General features: G+C 71.0%; 17 protein-coding genes. 13 read left to right on the top strand and 4 right to left on the bottom strand.

The annotated features are described in order from the left end of the window. Positions 1 to 25: 25 nt before the first annotated feature. The gene (locus B072_RS0109160) at positions 26 to 1,495 is read right to left on the bottom strand and encodes a S1C family serine protease (protein WP_026245616.1); all 1,470 of its coding nucleotides are present in this window, start codon (positions 1,493 to 1,495) and stop codon (positions 26 to 28) included. 375 nt (positions 1,496 to 1,870) lie between these two features. On the opposite strand from B072_RS0109160, the gene B072_RS0109165 reads away from it, so the two are divergent. The 3 genes from B072_RS0109165 (at position 1,871) to B072_RS0109175 (ending at position 4,475) form a co-directional block, all read left to right on the top strand. Beyond that, complete coding sequence (locus B072_RS0109165) at positions 1,871 to 2,674, top strand: glycerophosphodiester phosphodiesterase (protein ID WP_018529636.1); 804 nt, start codon at positions 1,871 to 1,873, stop codon at positions 2,672 to 2,674. 71 nt (positions 2,675 to 2,745) lie between these two features. Further along, on the top strand, positions 2,746 to 3,384 hold the full coding sequence (locus B072_RS0109170; protein ID WP_078506356.1) for an ATP-binding protein: 639 nt from the start codon (positions 2,746 to 2,748) through the stop codon (positions 3,382 to 3,384). A 104-nt stretch (positions 3,385 to 3,488) separates the two neighbouring features. After that, positions 3,489 to 4,475 (top strand): DUF5926 family protein, encoded by a 987-nt coding sequence (locus B072_RS0109175; protein ID WP_018529638.1) that lies wholly within the window; start codon positions 3,489 to 3,491, stop codon positions 4,473 to 4,475. Positions 4,476 to 4,725: 250 nt separating this feature from the next. Here the strand turns inward: B072_RS0109175 and B072_RS0109180 are convergent, their stop codons facing one another. Beyond that, positions 4,726 to 5,451, bottom strand: coding sequence for a hypothetical protein (locus B072_RS0109180; RefSeq protein ID WP_018529639.1), 726 nt, complete (start codon positions 5,449 to 5,451; stop codon positions 4,726 to 4,728). A 56-nt stretch (positions 5,452 to 5,507) separates the two neighbouring features. Then, positions 5,508 to 6,203 carry a bifunctional DNA primase/polymerase gene (locus tag B072_RS0109185; protein ID WP_018529640.1) on the bottom strand — a complete coding sequence of 232 codons (696 nt, stop codon included), beginning with the start codon at positions 6,201 to 6,203 and terminating at the stop codon, positions 5,508 to 5,510. A 669-nt stretch (positions 6,204 to 6,872) separates the two neighbouring features. Here B072_RS0109185 and B072_RS0109190 point away from each other — a divergent pair. From B072_RS0109190 to B072_RS0109200, 3 genes are all read left to right on the top strand, one after another. Continuing rightward, positions 6,873 to 8,282 (top strand): PP2C family protein-serine/threonine phosphatase, encoded by a 1,410-nt coding sequence (locus tag B072_RS0109190; RefSeq protein ID WP_199791023.1) that lies wholly within the window; start codon positions 6,873 to 6,875, stop codon positions 8,280 to 8,282. A gap of 141 nt (positions 8,283 to 8,423) precedes the next feature. Next, entirely contained in the window at positions 8,424 to 9,887 is a 1,464-nt protein-coding gene (locus B072_RS0109195; RefSeq protein ID WP_018529642.1) for an aminopeptidase P family protein, read from the top strand. 71 nt (positions 9,888 to 9,958) lie between these two features. Next, a complete protein-coding gene (locus B072_RS0109200) occupies positions 9,959 to 10,780 on the top strand; it encodes a class I SAM-dependent methyltransferase (protein WP_018529643.1) in 822 nt (273 codons plus the stop codon). A 25-nt stretch (positions 10,781 to 10,805) separates the two neighbouring features. On the opposite strand, the gene B072_RS0109205 is transcribed toward B072_RS0109200, so the two are convergent. Continuing rightward, positions 10,806 to 11,258, bottom strand: a complete 453-nt coding sequence (locus B072_RS0109205) for an ATP-binding protein (RefSeq protein ID WP_018529644.1) — start codon at positions 11,256 to 11,258, stop codon at positions 10,806 to 10,808. 191 nt (positions 11,259 to 11,449) lie between these two features. Between B072_RS0109205 and B072_RS0109210 the strand changes: the two genes are divergently transcribed. From B072_RS0109210 to pheA, 7 genes are all read left to right on the top strand, one after another. Then, positions 11,450 to 12,247 carry a hypothetical protein gene (locus tag B072_RS0109210; protein ID WP_018529645.1) on the top strand — a complete coding sequence of 266 codons (798 nt, stop codon included), beginning with the start codon at positions 11,450 to 11,452 and terminating at the stop codon, positions 12,245 to 12,247. A 165-nt stretch (positions 12,248 to 12,412) separates the two neighbouring features. Further along, a complete protein-coding gene (locus B072_RS0109215) occupies positions 12,413 to 13,159 on the top strand; it encodes a YcnI family protein (RefSeq protein ID WP_018529646.1) in 747 nt (248 codons plus the stop codon). A gap of 96 nt (positions 13,160 to 13,255) precedes the next feature. Further along, on the top strand, positions 13,256 to 13,912 hold the full coding sequence (locus B072_RS0109220; RefSeq protein ID WP_026245619.1) for an SCO family protein: 657 nt from the start codon (positions 13,256 to 13,258) through the stop codon (positions 13,910 to 13,912). Further along, positions 13,909 to 14,400, top strand: coding sequence for a copper chaperone PCu(A)C (locus tag B072_RS0109225; RefSeq protein ID WP_018529648.1), 492 nt, complete (start codon positions 13,909 to 13,911; stop codon positions 14,398 to 14,400). The genes B072_RS0109220 and B072_RS0109225 overlap by 4 nt, the downstream gene beginning before the upstream one ends. Positions 14,401 to 14,414: 14 nt before the next feature. Continuing rightward, positions 14,415 to 16,367 carry a copper resistance CopC/CopD family protein gene (locus tag B072_RS0109230; protein WP_018529649.1) on the top strand — a complete coding sequence of 651 codons (1,953 nt, stop codon included), beginning with the start codon at positions 14,415 to 14,417 and terminating at the stop codon, positions 16,365 to 16,367. A gap of 6 nt (positions 16,368 to 16,373) precedes the next feature. Further along, complete coding sequence (gene efeB, locus B072_RS0109235) at positions 16,374 to 17,657, top strand: iron uptake transporter deferrochelatase/peroxidase subunit (protein WP_018529650.1); 1,284 nt, start codon at positions 16,374 to 16,376, stop codon at positions 17,655 to 17,657. Between the two features lie 75 nt (positions 17,658 to 17,732). Then, positions 17,733 to 18,665 (top strand): prephenate dehydratase, encoded by a 933-nt coding sequence (gene pheA / locus B072_RS0109240; RefSeq protein WP_018529651.1) that lies wholly within the window; start codon positions 17,733 to 17,735, stop codon positions 18,663 to 18,665. Positions 18,666 to 19,267 lie beyond the last annotated feature (602 nt).

The following is a 19,267-nucleotide window of genomic DNA, read 5'->3' on the forward strand; positions in this document are numbered from 1 at the left end:
GTAGCGGGTCCCGGAAGCGGGTCCGTCAGTCGCTGTCGCCCTTGCGCTCGCCGAGGGTCACGTCGACGGTGTGCTCCTTGCCGTCGCGCGTGTAGGTGAGCTTCACGGTGTCGCCGGGCTTGTGCGTCCAGATCTGGCCGATCAGGGTCGGGCCGGAATCGATCACCGTGTCGTCGAGCTTCGTGATGGTGTCGCCGGACTTGAGGCCCGCCTTGGCCGCCGGGCCGTTCGGCGTGACGGCCGCGGCGCCGCCCGCGCCCTGCTCGGTGATCTTCGCCCCGCTGGTGCCCTCGTCCATGGCGACCGTGGCACCGATGACCGGGTAGACCGGCTGACCGGTCTTGATCAGCTGCTGGGCGACCATGTCGGCCTGGTTGATCGGGATGGCGAAGCCGAGGCCGATCGAACCGGACTGGCCCGAACCGCCGAGGCCACCGCTGGAGGCGGACTGGATGGCGGAGTTGATGCCGATCACGTTCCCGCTGCCGTCGAGCAGCGGGCCGCCGGAGTTGCCCGGGTTGATCGACGCGTCGGTCTGCAGAGCGCTCATGTACGAGGCCTTGCTGCCGCTCGATCCGTCGCTGGAGGCCACCGGGCGGTCCTTGGCGGAGATGATGCCCGTGGTCACCGTGTTCGACAGGCCGAAGGGCGCGCCGATCGCGATGGTCGAGTCGCCGACGGCGACCTTGTCGGAGTTGCCCAGGTGGAGGGGCTGGAGGTTGTTCGGCGCGTTCTTCAGCTTGATGACCGCGACGTCGTACCCCTGCGCGTGGCCGATCACCTCGGCGTCGTACTTCTTGCCGTTCGAGAACGTCGCCGACAGCTTGCCGCCGTCCACCGCCTCCGCCACCACGTGGTTGTTGGTGAGGATGTGGCCTTCCTTGTCGTACACGAAGCCGGTGCCGGTGCCGCCCTCGCCGTTGTTGCCCTCGGCCTCGATCGTCACCGTGCTGGGCAGCGCCTTGGCGGCGATGCCCGCGACGGTGCCCGGGTCGCGCTTGACGTCGGCGGGGGTGGAGGCGGAGACCGTGGTGGAGCCGGTGCCGCCGTCGTCGTTGCGCTCGGCGGCCCAGTAGCCGACTCCGCCGCCGATCGCGCCCGCGACCAGGGCGGCCGCGATGACTCCGGCGACGAGACCGCCGCGGCGGCCGCCCGACTTGGGCTGCGGCGGCTGGTAGGAGGCGCCCCATTCAGAACCGCCGGCACCGCCACCGCCGCCCGAGGCGTACGCGGGAACGGCCGGCGGCGGGGGCGGCCAGTCGCCGACCGGCGCGGAGCCGGCGGAACCGGTCGTCCCGGGTGCGCCGGAGGGCGTCCCGGGTGCGCCCTGGCCCACGGCCACGGCTCCCTGTCCCGCCGTGTCGTACCCCGCACCCTGAGGGGCCGACGGGGCGGGGCCCGCCGGGGCCGGTGCGGGAGCAGCGGGAGCGTCCACCGGCACGGGAGGTGCGGACGGGGCTGGGGGGACCGCAGTGCCCTCGTTCTCGGTGCTCACAGCTTTCTCTCCTCGATCCACGGCTGTCGTGTCGCCGGTCAGGCCGGTCAGGTCTATGCGGGTACCCGATCCACTTCGGGCTGATGCGATCCAGAGCGATCCGATGTGATCGCTCTCGATTGTCCCAGCCCGCCTCGATCACAGCCCGCTTCGATGTGTTCAGCGACCTCGGAGCGGTCGCCGTCACTCGACGTCCGGCATGGTCCTGTCACGGTCCAGTTGTGCTGTTGTACGTCGTCAGCTTTTCCCACGGGACGTCAGGGCGCCATAAGACGTTCCTGTGCACTTGCTGACATCCTTTATGTCGGGCGAAACGGACGCATCCGCTAGGCCGAACTTTCTCGGTGGCCCGCCGCGCGGTGGCACCATGACGCGGTGACCCACGCACGACAGCAACGCATCCAGGTCGTCGCCCACCGCGGCGCCTCGGAGGACGCCCCCGAGCACACGCTGGCCGCTTACAAGAAGGCGATCGAGGACGGTGCCGATGCCCTCGAATGCGATGTGCGGCTCACGGCCGACGGCCACCTCGTGTGCGTGCACGACCGTCGCGTCAACCGTACGTCGAACGGCCGTGGCGCGGTCTCGGCCCTGGAACTCGCGGATCTGGCCGCCCTCGACTTCGGCTCCTGGAAGGACAGCGAGGAGGGCCCCGACTGGGCCGACAGCGCCGTCGACACCTCCGTGCTGACCCTGGAGCGGCTTCTGGAACTGGTCGCCGACGCGGGGCGCCGGGTGGAACTGGCCATCGAGACCAAGCACCCCACCCGGTGGGCCGGCCAGGTCGAGGAGCGCCTGCTGCTCCTGCTCAAGCGCTTCGGCCTGGACGCGCCGCCCGCGAACGAGCCCTCTCCGGTGCGGGTGATGAGCTTCTCGTCGCGCTCCCTGCTCCGCATCCAGGAGGCGTCGCCGACCCTGCCGACGGTCTACCTGATGCAGTTCGTCTCCCCACGTCACCGCGAAGGACGCCTGCCCAAGGGCGTGCGCATCGCGGGGCTCGGCATCCGGATCCTGCGCAGCCACCCCGCGTACGTCGAGAAGCTCGCGCGCGCGGGTCACCAGGTCCACGTCTGGACGGTGAACGAGCCGGAGGACGTCGACCTCTGCGTCCGCCTCGGCGTCGACGCGATCATCACCAACCGCCCCGCGGCGGTGCTGCGGCGGCTCGGCAGGGCCTGATTCCGGCCACCTTCACCCTTACGGTCACAGGGAGTGCTCCGGCGCGTTCGTTGCGTATTCGATCGTTACGAGTGCGTCACCGCACATGGATTGGCCGGTTTCCGGTCCAGTCCATTGGGGCATTCACACCGTGGCGTGGGGCAAAGGAGGTCTCGGGGGTGGCGTTGGTGGTGGCACAGGAGGTGCCCGCTTCGTCGAGCATGGCCGTACCCCATGGCCCTGCAGGCGTGGGTGAGGCAAGACACCGGATGCGTGATCAGCTCCGCATGAGCGGGGTGCCGGATCCGGTCGTGGACGACGCGATTCTGATCCTTTCCGAACTGCTCAGCAATGCCTGCCGGCACGGCAGGCCGCTGGGCGACGACTTCGTCGGCGACGGGGACGTACGCGCCGCATGGCGCGTGGACAACCGGGGTTGCCTGACGGTCGAGGTCACGGACGGCGGCGGCCCGACGCGCCCGGTTCCGGCCACGCCGTCGGTCACCGCGCACGGCGGCCGCGGGCTCAACATCATCACGGCGCTGGCCGACGACTGGGGCGTACGGGACGACACCCGGGGCGAGGTCACCGTCTGGGTGGTCGTACACAAAGACGTCCACGCGAATACCGCGGCGCACCGCCGCGACGACTTCGCCACGCGCATCGCCGCACCGCCCGTCGCGGACCTGGCCGGCCTGGATTTCGCGGACGCCTTCGACGACCTCGGCTGACCCCCGCTCCCCGAGCGGCACTTGGACCGAATCCCACCCGTGTCAGTACGAGCGGCTAGGCTCGCGCCCGTACGTACGAGAGCCGTATCCGGGAGACACCCAAGATGGCCAAGAAGCGCCCCCAGACCAAGGGCAAGCCGCACGTCACCAACGGGGTCCGCGCCGCAGGCGCTGACGGGAACTACCCGGTGGTCGGCGCTCGCGAACCCTGCCCCTGCGGCAGCGGCCGCCGTTACAAGGCCTGCCACGGCCGGGAGGCCGCGCACGCGGTGACCGAGCTGGTGCAGCGCCCCTTCGAGGGGCTCGCGGGCGAGGGCGACTGGGTCGCCCTGCGCGAGCTGGTGCCCGCGGCGACGGTCGAGCTGGCACTGAAGGACGGACTGCCCGAGGGCGTCCCGTCGGTCACCCTCGCGACCGTGCTGCCCATGGCGTGGCCCGCGCTGCGCCGTGACGACGGCTCGGTCCTGCTGGGTCTGCAGAACGACACGCCCTCCGGCGACCTCAGCCGCGACCTGGCCGACACCCTGCTGCGCGCCCTTCAGGCCGAGCCGGGCAACCCGGTGCAGGCCCGCCGCGCCCCCGCCGACGGTCCGCGGCTGCAGGACGTGCTCGACCCCGAGGGCGCTTTCGAGCCGGTCGTGCACACGGGCTTCGAATTCTGGGTTCCGGACTCGGAGAACGCGTCGGGCGAGGTCGCCGCCTCCCTGGAGCGTGCCAACGACGCGGCCATCCCGACCGTGAAGCTGACCGGCGTGGACAGCGCCTACTGGTGCGAGACCCCGGACAAGAACCACCTGCGGTGGGTGATGCCGCACCCCGAGGAGAAGCTCCTCGACGCGCTCGCGCGGCTGCACGCGGCGGGCACGTCCTCGCTCGGCGAGGGCACGCGTCTGGTGGGTTCGTTCCGGGCGCACGGCCTCACCGTCCCGGTGTGGGATCTGCCGAGCCCGGTGAAGGCCGAGGACATCGAGAAGCCCGCCGCCGAGTTCGCCGAGCGGCTCAGCGCCGCACTCGCCACGGACGCTCCGCTGACCGCGGACGAGCGTCGGGCGCGCGGGGGACTCACCAACCGACAGGTGACGCTCAGCTGACGCACCGCGTCCGCACGGGCCGGACCCCGGACTGACCGACCAGTCAGCTGCCGGGGGCCCGAAAAGCCCCTTTCGGAATGGGTGACTCCGGTCACAACTCCCAGTAGTTGCAGGTAAATCCATGTCCGAATAGAAGAGATCGAATTTGCTAACTGCCGATCTCTTGTTACCGTTCAAGTAGCCCGGTTGCTGGTGCATCCCCCGTCGCCAGCAACCGGGCGCTTTCATGTCCGCACCCGGACGGGAAGCCTCAACGCCCGTGCGAAGGCGCCGAGTTGCTCCCCGATCGCAGGAGCAGCGGGCCGTCCCCCGCCGCCGCGTACTCCGCCACCGCCGCGTACTGCGACGGGCTCCCCTGCGTGCGCTCCCGCGGCGTCTCGCACAGGCCGGGCTCGTCCTCCGCGCCCACCGGGCAATGGATCTGCACCGTGCGGCCGCGGGGCGCCATCAGGGTCAGTACGGCGGTCAGCTCCGAGCCGGTCGCGTTGCGGTAGTAGGTCCGCGCCCAGGTGTCCTCGCCCTGGGTGAGGACACAGGTCTGGGCCTCGATGCCGCCGGGGGAGGCGAGTTGGGGGCCGCACCGGGTGGTCGTGGCGAGGCCGAGGCCCGTGAGGAGGGAACCGTCCTGGGGCCGCCGCGCCGCGGATTCCTTCTCCGCCCGCGCCTTCTCGTCCGGGGCCCCGACACGTCCGGACGCACCGCTTCTGGAAGCGTCGCTTTCGGAAGCGTCACGCCCCGATGGGCCGCTTCCCGGTACGTCGTCGACCTTGTCCGCGGCACCCGTCTGCGCCGGCCCGGCCTGTTCCGCTACCGGCCGCTCGGGCCCGTCGCCCACGGGCCCCGCGGAGGCGCCCGCCAGGGGCAGCGCCGCGGTGAGCGCCACCACGGCGAGCAGCCCGGCCAGCCGGAGGCGGGAGTGGGGGCGCCCCTGCTCGGACCCGTTCGAGGACGTGGGAGGAGGTGGCGCGGCAGGCATGCGCCGAACATATCGGCGCAGACCCCGCGGAGCGGCTCGCAGCGCGCCCGATACCGCTACAACTCGGGCGCGCTCACACCCGTACGAGTGAGCGCGTCCACGACCGCGTCGACCACGGCCTCCACGCCGGGCACCCAGGGGGCGGCCGAACCCGGCAGCGGCGCCCGCTCCCAGCGGACCTGTCCGGCGCCCGTGCCGGACGGCGGCAGCGCCACATAGCCGCCCTCTCCGTGGAAGCGCAGCGAGCCGGGGACGAAGTCCTGCGCGTACAGGAGCTCACCGAGCTGTTCCAGGGAGTACGGCGCCACGAGGATGAACAGCCGCTCCGGGGTCGCGATGACCGGGCCGAGCCGGATCTCCTTGCGGTCGAGCGCGGCCAGCGCGCGGGCGCCCGCGACGGCCGGCAGGCTCACCGCGCACGGTGCGCGCCCCCCGGAAGCCCCGGACGAGGCGCCGGTGGCGAGCACGATCGGCGCCTTGGGCCGGTTGGTCCACCACCAGCGGACCATGCGCTCGTCGGTCGTCGCGGTGAGCAGTCCCGGGTCGAAGGGGTGCGCGCCGGGCACCGTGCACTCCGGGTCGGGGCAGGCGCAGCGGACGCCGTCCCGGCGGCCCGCCGCTTCGAGCCCTATGCCCGGCAGGACCGGCCACCGCCACGCTGTCGCGAACGTGAGGGCCGCGCTGATCAGGTCAGACTTCCCGTTGTCACGCCTGGACAGGAGCCTGCGTCGCCTTCCGAGGATCTCGCGCATGAGCGCTCGTTCCTTTCCGTAGCCGAAGAGAACGCTATGGGCCACATCGCACCATGTGTCGATCAGTCACTGCGCGTACGTGCTGGAGTGCCTGACCCCAGCCTGAAGCACCGGCCTGAGGCAGGGGTAACCCCTATAGTCCGAGCGCCTGCTGTGTGCTTTAAAAGCCTGGCGTGGGGTGGCGGCGCCTGGCGTTTGCCGTCCCGCGTATTTCTCGCCGCCTCCCTCACGGGAGGATGGGGCACGGTCGTCGATGGTTATGACGCCCGGGTCCGTCACCAGGTTCCGGGTGGATCCCAACTGCCCCTGGTCTTCTCCGAGTACGTACCCATCACGGCCGCTATGACGCTCTGGTGACCACAGCCGAACAATGCCAGTCGACCGCAATATGGCGATCACCGAGTCAGTTTTTGGCCAACTTAGAACGGCTCGGAACGATCTAGATCGACATGAGATCGAGAGTGGATCAAGGAAGGGGATCGAGATCTCTTTACCTCAGAAGCTGCTTCCGCACCATGGACACCACGAATCCCAGCAGGACAATGCTGGACATCCCCTCTCCAGTGCGTGTAGATGTGGAGACATTGCTGGCGGCGCAGAGCCAATAAGGCGGACATGGGGGTTTGCGATGCTATTGAGCAATATGCACCGGGTGGAAAGCCGGAAGCCATGACAACCCCGCGCCTGCCGAAAGTGGCTGGAATCGATTCCTCTCCTGGACAGGTTCCCTCTCCCGCCCACACCGTCGCGCCCGCGCCCGCGGTCCCGACGGCACCACCGGTGCCTCCCGCACCGGCCGCCCCCGGCGCCGTGATCCAGGACCGCCTCGCCGGCTGGGTCTCCGATCTCACGACCCTGCACGAACTCACCGAGCGTCTGGCCCGCACGGCCGCACTCGAGGACGCACTGCACGAACTGCTGCGCGCCGGAGCCGCCCTGGTGGGCGCCCGGCGCGGTCTTGTCGTACTGGAGCCGGAGGGCGTCCACGGGGGCCTCGGCCTCGACACCACCGTCGGCCTCGGCCTGTCCCGCCCCGACCTCGGGCACATCGAGACGGTGCCGCGCGGCGCCACCTCGTACGGGCGGATCCTCGACGGGCTCAGCACCGACCCCGAGTCCCGCGCCGACCTGCTCGCCGAGGACGGGCTCGACCCGCGCCACCGCGAGGTCGCCGCACGCCTCGGCTACGCGGCGAGCTACGCGCTGCCGCTCGCCACCGAGGACGCGGGCCGCCTGGGTGCCGCGGTCTGGCTCTACGACGAACCGGCCGAGCCGGGCGAGCGCCAGCGCCACCTCATCGGCCTGTACGCGGCGTACGCCACCGAGCACCTGGCCCGCCTGCTGGAACTGGAGCGCACGCGCGCGTGGTCGCGCACGATGGCCGAGGAACTGCTGCCCCCGCGCCTGCCGCGGGTCGCCCGTGTGCAGCTCGCCGTGCGTCACCGCACCGGGCCGCGCGGCGGCGGCGACTGGTACGACGCGCTGCCGCTGCCCGAGGGCGCGCTCGGGCTCGCGGTCGGGTCGGTCACCGGCTCCGGCGCGAGCGCGGTCGCCGCGATGGGACGGCTGCGCGCCTCGCTCCGGGCGTACGCGGTGATGGAGGGCGAGGACCCGGTCGCCGTCCTGTCCGACCTGGAGCTGCTGATGCGGCTGACCGAGCCCGCGCGCAGCGCGACCGCCCTGTTCGCGTACTGCGAGCCGGCGGAGCGCAAGATCGTCCTCGCGGGCGCCGGGCACACCCCGCCCCTGGTGATCGGCGAGCGGCGCACGGAGTTCGCCGAGACGACGCTGTCGGCGCCGCTCGGGATGCTCGCCTGCTGGGAGGCCCCGAGCGCGGAGATCACGCCGGAGCCGGGCGAGACGGTGCTGCTCTACACGGACGGCCTGCTGCGCCGCACCGGCGACCCCATGGACCGCGCCTTCGCACGGCTGCACGCGGCCGCCGCGAGCGTCCCCAGAGCGATCCGCGACGACCCCGGCGCCATCGCCGATCACGTCCTGCACGCCGTGCTTCCCGACGGACTCGACGCCGTCGACAGCGACGAGGACATCGTCCTTCTCGCCGCCCGCTTCGCGTAGGCGCTCGGGCACGGTCGGTAAGAGGCCGTCCGGCCCTGGACCCCCTTCCGTACGCTCGTACGATGGAGGGGGTCCACTGCCATTTCAGGCCGCACCAGGCCGTACCCAGGCGTTTCCAAGGACCCGCGTCGAGGAGGAACCGTGTCGGAGGAGCTCAACCCGGAGACCCCGGAGGCCACCGAGGCCGAAGAGCCCATCAAGCAGCGCAAGAACGGCCTCTACCCGGGCGTGTCCGACGAGCTCGCCGAGAACATGAAGTCCGGCTGGGCCGACACCGAGCTGCACGACCTGCAGCCGATCGCGCAGGCCGCCGAGACCGCCGCCCGCCGTGCCGCGCTGTCCGCCCGCTTCCCGGGCGAGCGTCTCGTCGTGCCCGCGGGCAACCTGAAGACGCGTTCGAACGACACGGAGTACGCCTTCCGCGCCTCCGTCGAGTACGCGTACCTGACCGGCAACCAGACGGAGGACGGCGTCCTCGTCATGGAGCCCGTCTCCGACGGCCACAAGGCGACCATCTACCTGCTGCCGCGCTCCGACCGGGAGAACGGCGAGTTCTGGCTCGACGGCCAGGGCGAGCTGTGGGTCGGCCGCCGCCACTCCCTGACCGAGGCCGGCAAGCTCTACGGCATCCCCGCGTCCGACGTGCGCGAGCTCGCCGCCAAGCTGCGCGAGGCCACCGGGCCGGTGCGCGTCGTGCGCGGCTACGACGCCGGCATCGAGGCCGCCCTGACCGACAAGGTCACGGCGGAGCGCGACGAGGAACTGCGGGTCTTCCTCTCCGAGGCGCGGGTCGTGAAGGACGCGTTCGAGATCGGTGAGCTGCAGAAGGCGGTCGACTCGACCGTGCGCGGCTTCGAGGACGTCGTGAAGGTCCTCGACAAGGCCGAGGCCACGTCCGAGCGGTACATCGAGGGCACGTTCTTCCTTCGCGCGCGCGTGGAGGGCAACGACATCGGCTACGGCTCCATCTGCGCCGCCGGCCCGCACGCCTGCACCCTGCACTGGGTCCGCAACGACGGCCCGGTGCGCTCCGGCGACCTGCTGCTGCTCGACGCCGGTGTGGAGACGCACACGTACTACACCGCCGACGTCACGCGCACGCTGCCGATCAACGGCACGTACAGCGACATCCAGCGCAAGATCTACGACGCCGTGTACGAGGCCCAGGAGGCCGGTATCGCGGCCGTGAAGCCGGGCGCCGCCTACCGCGACTTCCACGACGCCTCGCAGCGCGTGCTCGCCGAGAAGCTCGTCGAGTGGGGTCTGGTCGAGGGCCCGGTGGAGCGCGTCCTGGAGCTGGGTCTGCAGCGCCGCTGGACCCTGCACGGCACCGGTCACATGCTCGGCATGGACGTCCACGACTGCGCCGCCGCGCGCACCGAGGCGTACGTGGACGGCACGCTGGAGCCCGGCATGTGCCTCACCGTCGAGCCGGGTCTGTACTTCCAGGCCGACGACCTGACGGTGCCCGAGGAGTACCGCGGCATCGGCGTCCGGATCGAGGACGACATCCTCGTCACCGAGGACGGCAACACGAACCTGTCCGCCGGGCTGCCGCGCCGGGCCGACGAGGTCGAGGCGTGGATGGCCGGCCTCAAGGGCTGACACACCATGAGAAGAAAGGCCGCGCCTGTGCGTACGGGCGCGGCCTTTTCCGCGTCCATGAGGAGGCATCCATGACGTCCGTCGAGCTCAGCGGTGTCCCTCAGACGCTGCTGTGGAACCTCTACCACCGCGCGTACGAGGCCGGGCAGCCCTCGCCCGTTCTCGACGACCCGAAGGCGATCGAGCTCGTCGAGCGGATCGACCATCCCTTCGAGGAGACCTTCGGAGCCGTCAATCCGCTCCTCGCGCAGGGGCAGGCCCTGCGCGTGCGCACCTTCGACGACGCCGTACGGGACTTTCTCGCCGCCCACCCGGACGGCACGGTCGTCACGCTCGCCGAGGGCCTGGAGACGCAGTTCTGGCGCGTCGACAACGGGCGGGCGACCTGGCTGTGCGTCGAGCTGCCCGAGACGGCCGAGGTGCGGCGGCGGCTGCTGCCGGACGAGGAGCGGCGCCGCACCCTCGCCCGGTCGGCGCTCGACCTGACGTGGCGCGACGAGGTGGACCCCTCGCGCGGTGTCCTGGTCACCGCGCAGGGCCTGCTGATGTACCTGCGGCCGCCGCAGGTGCGGCAGCTGATCGCGGGCTGCGCCGAGCGCTTCGGCGGCGGGGCGCTGGTCTTCGACGCGGTGCCGCGCTGGTTCAGCGAGCGCACGCTGCGCGGCGACATGCGCACCCAGGAGGGCTACACGACGCCGCCCATGCCGTGGGGCCTGAACGCGGGGGAGTTGCAGAACATACGCACGGCGCACCCGGCGATCGACGACGTACGGGAGCTGCCGCTGCCGCGCGGCCGGGGCGCCTACTACGGGGCGGTGTGGCCGCTGCTCGGGAAGGTGCCGGGGCTGCGGAATCTGCGGCCCACCATGACGGCGATCGCGCGCTTCACGTAGCGCTCCCGGTTGGTTGGGTGACGCCTCAGACCGCCATCAGCGGCGCGTCCTTCTTCCACTTGAGCATCTTGTCGAAGCTGACCACGGCGCCGCCCCTGCCGGGCTTGTTGCCGAAGTCCACGTGGTCGGCGAGCTCCTGGATGAGGCACAGGCCGCGGCCGTTCTCCGCGTAGTCCGGTGCGCGGCGGCTGAGGGCCCGCCCCCGCGAGGGGAATCCCGGTCCTGAGTCGGCCACTTCGATACGGCACTTCTCGCCGTCCAGATAAGCGGTGACGCGGTAGGCGCCCGACGCGTCGCTGGTGGCCGCGGAACCGCCGTGCTCGACGGCGTTCGCACACGCCTCGCTGAGCGCGACCGACAGGTCGTAGGAGATGTCGGGGTCGACGCCCGCGGTCTCCATGGTGCCCATGAGGAGGCGCCTGGCCAGCGGAACGCTCGCAGCATCGCGTCGCAGATGGAGGGACCACCAGATGCTCATGCTCCAGCCTCCAGGGCGCGGCTCGACATACCGATACGTATTGCCGCCACCGGCCTTGCGCAATCACGGAGTTGACGTGATTGCGCCCATATAGCCGACGCGCACGCCCGCGCGAGAGGGGTAGGGGAGATTCCGGACCTTGTGGACCTGCCGTATGGGACGGGCAGGCCCAGTGCGATGATGAGGCCGCCATGACTGCCCCCCACAGTCGTCAGACACACAGCGCGGCCGACCTCCGGCTGCTCAGGGCCGCGGTGTTCGCCGCGGTCTGTGTCGTGCTGTCCGCGGCGGGGCACGTCCTCGGTTCGACCGCCACCGTTCCGCTGTGGACGCTGGGGCTCGGCTTCCTCGTCGCCTTCTGCGCGGCCCTGCCGATGACGGGCCGCGAACGCTCGCTGGCCGGCATCGTCGGCACGCTGGGCATCGGGCAGATCACCCTGCACACCCTCTTCGGGCTGGGCCAGCAGCACGGTTCCATGGCCATGGGCGCCGCGGAGCCGTCCGTCGTGGAGCGGGCCGCGCGGCTGATGTGCGGGGCGGGCGCCTCGGCGCTCAGCCCGGCGCAGGCCCAGCGGATCCTCGACGACGCGCGCGTGCCGTCCGGCGGCATGCACCACGACATGGCCGCGGGCGCGGCCGGTGCCTCGATGTCGCTGCTGCCGTCCCTGCCGATGCTGATCGGTCACCTGCTGGCCGCGGCCGGCGCCGGGTGGCTGCTGCGCCACGGCGATCTCGCCCTCGGGCGCGTCGTGCGGCTGTCGCGGCACTCGGCGTACGGGGTCGCGGAAGCGGCGCTCACCCGTTCGCTGCGCGCCGCGCTCGCTCTCGTACGCGCCCTGCGGGCCGGGCTGCCCGGGGCGCCCCAGGTGCTCCCGTGGGTTCCGCGGCCCGGCTTCGCCCCGCCACCCGCGCTGCGGGCGGCGGCACTTCAGCACTCGGTGATCCGGCGCGGGCCACCCGCCGCCGAAGCGTTCCTTCTCGCTGCCTGACACGGCATCCGCAACTCCACCACGAAGCGCTCGGGGTCCTGGGGTGAGGTGTGCCGTGCGGCACGCGCGCGTACCCGCGTCTTCGCCCCCTACAGGTGAGGCGTCGCGCGGTCGCGCCCCTCTCATCCTTCGCTGGATCCCGCTGAACGTGGAGTTCTTTCTGCCATGAAGAAGATGTCCCGCGCCGCTCTCGTCGGTGCCGCCGCCGTCTCCTCCGTCGTCCTCGTCTCCGCCCCCGCCTTCGCGCACGTGAGCGTGCAGCCGGAGGGCACCGCCGCCAAGGGCGGCTACGCCGTGGTCGACTTCAAGGTGCCGAACGAGCGCGACGACGCCGCGACCACCAAGCTCGAGGTCAACTTCCCGACCGACCACCCGCTCGCCTCCGTGATGCCGGAGCCGGTGCCGGGCTGGGAGGCCAAGGTCACCAAGTCCACGCTGGACAAGCCGCTGGAGATGCACGGCGAGAAGATCACCGAGGCCGTCTCCAAGGTCACCTGGACCGCGACCGGCAAGGGCGACGACAAGGGCGTACGGCCTGGCTACTTCCAGAAGTTCCCGGTGTCCATCGGCCAGCTGCCGACCGACGCCGACCAGCTCGTCTTCAAGGCGATCCAGACGTACGACAACAAGGAGGTCGTGCGCTGGATCGAGCCGCAGCAGGAGGGCCAGGAGGAGCCGGAGAACCCGGCGCCCACCCTCGCGCTGTCGGCCGCCGCCGACGACGAGCACGGCGCGTCCGGCGCCTCGGCGTCGGACGACCACAAGGAGGCGGCCGCCTCCTCCACCACCGACAGCTCGAGCGGCTCGGACAGCGACACCACCGCCCGCGTCCTGGGCATCGTCGGCATCGTCGTCGGTGCCGCCGGTGTGGCGTTCGGCGTTCTGGCGGGTCGTCGGCGTACCAACGGCTGAGCCACCCATGGCGGGTGCCGGGGTCGCGGTGGGCGACCCCGGCATCCGCCGGCCCCCTCACAACTGGGACATTTCTCTATGCGCACGACCATGAAGATGAGTAAGAAGACCCTGCTCGCCGCCGCCGGACTGGCCACGGCGGCGGCCCTCACGCTGACCGCCTGCGGCAGCGGGAGCGGAAGCGACAAGCCGGTGACCGAAGTGTCCACCGAGGCCGGATCGGACAAGGCCGCGACGGTCCTCGACACGCCCTTCAAGAAGCCGGACCTCGTCCTCACCGACACCCACGGCAAGAAGTTCGACCTGCGCGAGCGGACCAAGGACAAGCCGACGCTGATCTACTTCGGCTACACGCACTGCCCCGACGTCTGCCCACTGACGATGAGCAATCTCGCCGTCGCCAAGAAGGCGCTGCCCCGGTCCGAGCAGGACAAGCTGCAGGTCGTCTTCGTCACCACCGACCCGGACCGTGACACCCCGGCCGTGCTCGGCAAGTGGCTCAACGCCCAGGACCCCGACTTCATCGGGCTGACCGGCGACTTCGCCACCATCCAGGGCGCCGCCCGGACCATCGGCATCTCCATCGAGCCGACGCAGAAGGACAAGAACGGCAAGCTCGTTTCGATGCACGGCACGCAGGTCATCGCGTTCTCGCCGAAGACCAACGGCGGCTACGTCCTCTACGGCGAGGACGCCACCGTCGACGACTACACCAAGGACCTCCCCAAGATCGTCAAGGGGGAGAAGCCGTGAGGCGCACCCCGTTGGCGCTCGGCGCCGTGGTCCTGGCGTCCGGGCTCGCGCTCACCGCGTGCGGCGGCTCGTCCTCCGACGGCTCCGCCGGCGAGCCGGAGGTGAAGGTCGAGGGCGCGTTCATCCCCGCGCCCGCGTCCGGCGACATGGCGGCCGGGTTCTTCGTCGTGCACAACGCCGGCGCGGCCGACACCCTCACCTCGGTGAGCAGCGGCATCGCCGGTGACGTCACGATGCACAGCACCAAGGGCGGCGTCATGAAGGAGCAGGACTCCTTCGCCGTGCCCGCCGACGGTGACCTGGACTTCGAACGGGGCGGCAACCACCTCATGTTCGAGAACCTGAAGCAACTGCCGAAGGAGGGCGAGAAGGTGACCGTGAAGCTGCACTTCGCCAAGTCCGGCACCGTCTCGGTCGCCTTCCCGGTGAAGGCCGCCACCTACAACCCGTCATCCGACTCGTCGCACGCGTCTCATTCGTCTCAGTGAGGGGCTGACCGAACGTGAAGACCATCGCTCCCCGCTTCCGGCACCTGGTGCTGCTGTTCCTCGCCGTCACCGGCGCGCTCCTGGCCGGTGCCGCGCCCGCGTCCGCGCACGCCGCGCTGACCGGGAGCGATCCCCGGCAGGGAGCGGTGGTCCAACAGGCGCCCGAACAGGTCTCCCTGACCTTCTCCGAGGACGTCGCCATGTCCGACGGTTCGGTGCGCGTCCTCGACCCGTCGGGCAAGCGCGTCGACAACGGCAAGGTGGGCAACCCGAAGGGCACGACCTACACGGTCGGGCTCCACTCGGGGCTGCCCGACGGCACGTTCACCGTCGCCTACCAGGTCGTCTCGGCGGACAGCCATCCCGTCTCCGGCGCCTATACGTTCTCCATCGGCGCCCCTTCCAAGACCTCGGCCGTGGTCGCGGACCAGAACGCCGGCGGTGGCGTCGTCGGCGGCCTCTACGGCTTCGCGCGCTACGTCTCGTACGCGGGCTTCGTCCTGCTCGTCGGCGGCGCCGCGTTCGTGCTCGCCTGCTGGCCGCGCGGTGCCGGGATCAAGCCGGTGCAGCGCGTCGTGGTCGGCGGCTGGACCGCGCTGACCGCGGCCACCATCGCCATGCTGCTGATGCGCGGCTCGTACACCGGGTCGGGCAAGGTCGGCGACATCTTCGACATGACGCTGCTCGGCCAGGTGCTGCAGACCAAGTCGGGCGCGGCGCTCACGTCCCGTCTTCTGTTGCTCGCGGCGGCCGCGCTCTTCGTGGCGGTGCTCTTCGGCGCCTATGTGAAGAGGGCCGAAGAGGGCGACAAGAAGGAGATGAAGGACCTCACCTTCGGACTCGCGATCGGCGGCGCCGTCGTCGCGGCCGGACTCGGCGCCACCTGGGCGATGGCCGAGCACGCCTCCACCGGCATCCAGACGGCGCTCGCGATGCCCGTCGACGTGTTGCATCTGCTGGCCGTCGCGGCCTGGCTCGGCGGCCTCACGACGCTGCTCGTCGCGCTGTACCGGGCGCCGTCCATCGAGACGGCCGCGGTGCGCCGCTTCTCGCGGGTGGCCTTCTGCAGCGTGGTCGCCCTCGCCGCCACCGGCCTCTACCAGTCGTGGCGTCAGGTCGGTTCCTGGTCCGCGCTGACCGGGACGCGGTACGGGCAGCTCCTCCTGGTCAAGGTCGGGCTCGTCGCCGTTCTCGTCGGCATCGCCTGGATCTCGCGCAGGTGGACCGGCCGGATCGCCGAGGAGTCCGCCGCCGTGACCGTGGTGGGGCAGCGTACGACCGGGTCGAAGACCGAGAACCCCGAGAACCCCGAGAGCTCGGAGGAGTCGAAGGACTCGGAGCGCTCCGAGCGTGCCGAGGACAAGGAGCCCGTCGCCGTCGGCGGGAAGGGGGCCGACCCCCGGCGCGCCGCCCAGCTCGCCCGCCAGCGTGCCGCGATGACCACCGCCCGCGAGAAGCGCGTCCGTGACGCGGACCCGCACCGGTTCGGCCTGCGCCGGTCCGTGCTCGCCGAGGCGGGGGTCGCGATCGTCCTGCTCGCCGTCACCACGGTGCTGACCACCACCGAACCGGGCCGTACGGAGGAAGAGGCGAAGGCCGCCACCTCCGCCGCGCAGACCCGGTCCGGGCCGCTCTCCCTCAAGCTGCCGTTCGACACCGGCGGCAAGGACGGCAAGGGCACGGTGCTGCTCGACGTCGATCCGGGCCGTACGGGCGACAACGAGATGCATGTCTACGTGGAGCGGCCCAACGGCAAGGCCTTCGACGTCCCCGAGATCAAGGTCGCCCTCACGCAGGAGGCGAAGAAGATCGGGCCGTTGTCCGTCACCCCCGACCACATCGCCACGGGACACTGGACCGCGAGCGGCGTCCAGATCCCCGTGGCCGGCGACTGGAAGATCGAGGTGACCGTGCGCACCTCCGACATCGACCAGATCACCGTCTCCAAGAACGCGAAGATCGGCTGAACCACCATGGCTGACACCGAAAGCCGGACCGGAAACCCGACAGACACCTCGGCCACCGCGGGCATCTCGCGGCGCCGACTGCTCGGCACGGCGGGCGCCACCGGCGTCGCCCTGGGCGCCGTCGGCGCGGGCGCGGGATATGCCGTGGCCTCCTCGAACTCGCCCGAGCGGCAAGAGGCGTTGACGTCGCTCGGCGCGGACGAGGTGATGTTTCACGGGAAACATCAGCCCGGCATCACCACGCCGATGCAGGCCCACGGTCACCTCGTCGCCTTCGACCTGGCCGCGGGCGCGGGCCGCAAGGAGGCCACCGCGCTGCTGCGCCGCTGGTCGGCGACTGCCGAGCGGCTGATGGCGGGCGAGCCGATGACCTCGGACGACACCGATGTCGCCCGGGACGCCGGGCCGTCGTCCCTGTCGCTCACCTTCGGCTTCGGCCACAGCTTCTTCTCCCGTACAGGGCTGGAGAAGCAGCGCCCGGGGGCCCTCGACCCGCTGCCGGACTTCTTCTCCGACCACCTCGACAAGGCGCGCAGCAACGGCGATCTGTGGGTGCAGATCGGCGCCGACGACGGGCTCGTCGCCTTCCACGCGCTGCGCGCGATCCAGAAGGACGCGGGCGGCGCGGCCAAGGTCCGCTGGCAGATGAACGGCTTCAACCGCTCACCCGGCGCCACCGCCCGGCCCATGACGACCCGCAACCTGATGGGCCAGATCGACGGCACCGACAATCCGAAGCCGTCCGAGTCCGACTTCGACCGGCGGATCTTCGTGCCGTCGTCGGGTTCGGCGCAGTCCCCCGCGTGGATGGCGGGCGGCTCGTACGCCGTCGTACGCCGCATCCGGATGCTCCTCGACGACTGGGAGAAGCTGTCGACGAAGGCGCAGGAGGACGTCATCGGGCGCAAGAAGTCGACGGGCGCCCCGCTGACCGGCGGTGACGAGACCTCCGAGATGAAGCTGGAGAAGACGGACGCGAACGGTGACCTCGTCGTCCCGATCAACGCCCACGCCCGCATCAGCCGACCCGACCAGAACGGCGGGGCCGCGATGCTGCGCCGCCCGTTCTCGTTCCACGACGGCATCGACGCGGACGGCGTCCCGGACGCGGGCCTGCTCTTCATCTGCTGGCAGGCGGACCCGCTGCGCGGCTTCGTCCCCGTGCAGCGGAAGCTGGATCGTGGCGACGCGCTGTCGCAGTTCCTCCGGCACGAGGCGAGCGGGCTGTTCGCGGTGCCGGGCGGCGCGGACAAGGGCGGGTACGTGGGGCAGGCGTTGCTGGAGGGATGAGGGGGCCGCCGCCCGGTCGGGTGGCCCGTGGCGCATCCGTGAGCCGTGTCCCGTAAGGCCCATTAGGGTGACCCCATGCCAGCCAGCTACGCGTATCTCGGCCCCGAGGGCACCTTCACCGAAGTCGCCCTGCGCACGCTTCCGGAGGCCGCCACCAGGGAACTCACCCCCGTGGTGTCGGTGCCCGCGGCGCTCGACGCCGTCCGCAACGGTGAGGCCGAGGCGGCGTTCGTGCCGATCGAGAACTCCGTCGAGGGCGGCATCACCACCACGCTCGACGAGCTGGTCGCGGGCGCGCCGCTGATGATCTACCGCGAGGTGCTGCTCGACATCACCTTCGCGCTGCTGGTGCGGCCCGGGACGAAGCTGGGCGACATCAAGACGGTCACCGCGCACCCGGCCGCCCAGCCGCAGGTCCGCAACTGGATGAAGGCCCATCTGCCCGACGTGACCTGGGAGTCCTCGGCGTCGAACGCGGACGGCGCGCGGCTCGTGCAGGAGGGCCGGTTCGACGCCGCGTTCGCCGGCGAGTTCGCGGCGGCGACGTACGGACTCGAACCGCTGGTCACCGAGATCCACGACGCGGAGAACGCGCAGACCCGGTTCGTCCTCGTCGGCAAGCCGGCCCGGCCCGCCGCCCCGACCGGCGCGGACAAGACGTCGGTCGTCATCTGGCAGCGCGAGGACCACCCCGGTGCCCTGATGGAGCTGCTCCAGCAGTTCGCCATCCGCGGCGTCAACCTGATGCTGCTGCAGTCCCGGCCGACGGGTAAGGGCATCGGCGACTACTGCTTCGCGATCGACGCGGAGGGGCACATCTCCGACCGCCGGGTGGCGGAGGCGCTGATGGGTCTGAAGCGGGCGTGCCCGCAGGTGCGCTTCCTCGGCTCGTACCCGCGGGCGGGCGTCGCCGTCGCGGACGTACGGCCGCCGCGGTCGGGCACGTCGGACGGCGAGTTCGTGGCCGCGTCGGACTGGCTGGCGCGCTGCCAGGACGGGCGGTTCTAGCACCCCGAGCCCGAACGCCGCCGGACCCGAGTTCTCCACCGTCGGGTCCGGCTTCTTTCGGCCTCCGCACCCGGTGCTACCAGCGGATTTTCTTCATCCACAAGAGTTATCCACAGGTACCCATCTCGACCTGGGGACAAGTCGACAGGAAGGCATGACATGGTCGACAAATCGCCCTACAGCCCCCAAGTCCGTCCACAGCCGTGTACGTCACCCCTCGTCCACTCTTTTCACTTGATCAACTCTTTGGAGTGAAGGGTTTCCACCCGAAAGTGAGCATGAAGAGGGTTTGGAACGGGAATCCTTCGCGATGCATGCGGCTTTCGGAACGATCTCCTCCGGCATCCACAGATCTTTCTCACAGCCTGTGGATAACTCTCCGGAGTCGTGCACTCCTGTGGACAACGGGGCCCCAAGTCCCGCCTCCCGCAAGGGAGTCGAGTCAAGCCGCGGCGCCCAGCCTGCCCCTTTTCGGGGAAAGAGGTGCTTTTATTGACCCCGCCTCCCTGAGCACACCGAAGGCGCGCACCGATCTTTTCCGGTCGCGTTCCGCACGTAATTCGCATTCCGGCAAATAGGGCATAAACCAACGCACCGGATAT

Source organism: Streptomyces sp. HmicA12, from assembly GCF_000373565.1.
Taxonomy (GTDB): Bacteria; Actinomycetota; Actinomycetes; order Streptomycetales; family Streptomycetaceae; genus Streptomyces.

Bases quoted from the DNA above. Each gene is read 5' to 3' on its own strand.
- B072_RS0109175 (WP_018529638.1), top strand. From the start codon at position 3,489: ATGGCCAAGAAGCGCCCCCAGACCAAGGGCAAGCCGCACGTCACCAAC.
- B072_RS0109180 (WP_018529639.1), bottom strand. From the start codon at position 5,451: ATGCCTGCCGCGCCACCTCCTCCCACGTCCTCGAACGGGTCCGAGCAG.
- B072_RS0109185 (WP_018529640.1), bottom strand. From the start codon at position 6,203: ATGCGCGAGATCCTCGGAAGGCGACGCAGGCTCCTGTCCAGGCGTGAC.
- B072_RS0109190 (WP_199791023.1), top strand. From the start codon at position 6,873: ATGACAACCCCGCGCCTGCCGAAAGTGGCTGGAATCGATTCCTCTCCT.
- B072_RS0109200 (WP_018529643.1), top strand. From the start codon at position 9,959: ATGACGTCCGTCGAGCTCAGCGGTGTCCCTCAGACGCTGCTGTGGAAC.
- B072_RS0109205 (WP_018529644.1), bottom strand. From the start codon at position 11,258: ATGAGCATCTGGTGGTCCCTCCATCTGCGACGCGATGCTGCGAGCGTT.
- B072_RS0109210 (WP_018529645.1), top strand. From the start codon at position 11,450: ATGACTGCCCCCCACAGTCGTCAGACACACAGCGCGGCCGACCTCCGG.
- B072_RS0109215 (WP_018529646.1), top strand. From the start codon at position 12,413: ATGAAGAAGATGTCCCGCGCCGCTCTCGTCGGTGCCGCCGCCGTCTCC.
- B072_RS0109220 (WP_026245619.1), top strand. From the start codon at position 13,256: ATGAGTAAGAAGACCCTGCTCGCCGCCGCCGGACTGGCCACGGCGGCG.
- efeB (WP_018529650.1), top strand. From the start codon at position 16,374: ATGGCTGACACCGAAAGCCGGACCGGAAACCCGACAGACACCTCGGCC.
- pheA (WP_018529651.1), top strand. From the start codon at position 17,733: ATGCCAGCCAGCTACGCGTATCTCGGCCCCGAGGGCACCTTCACCGAA.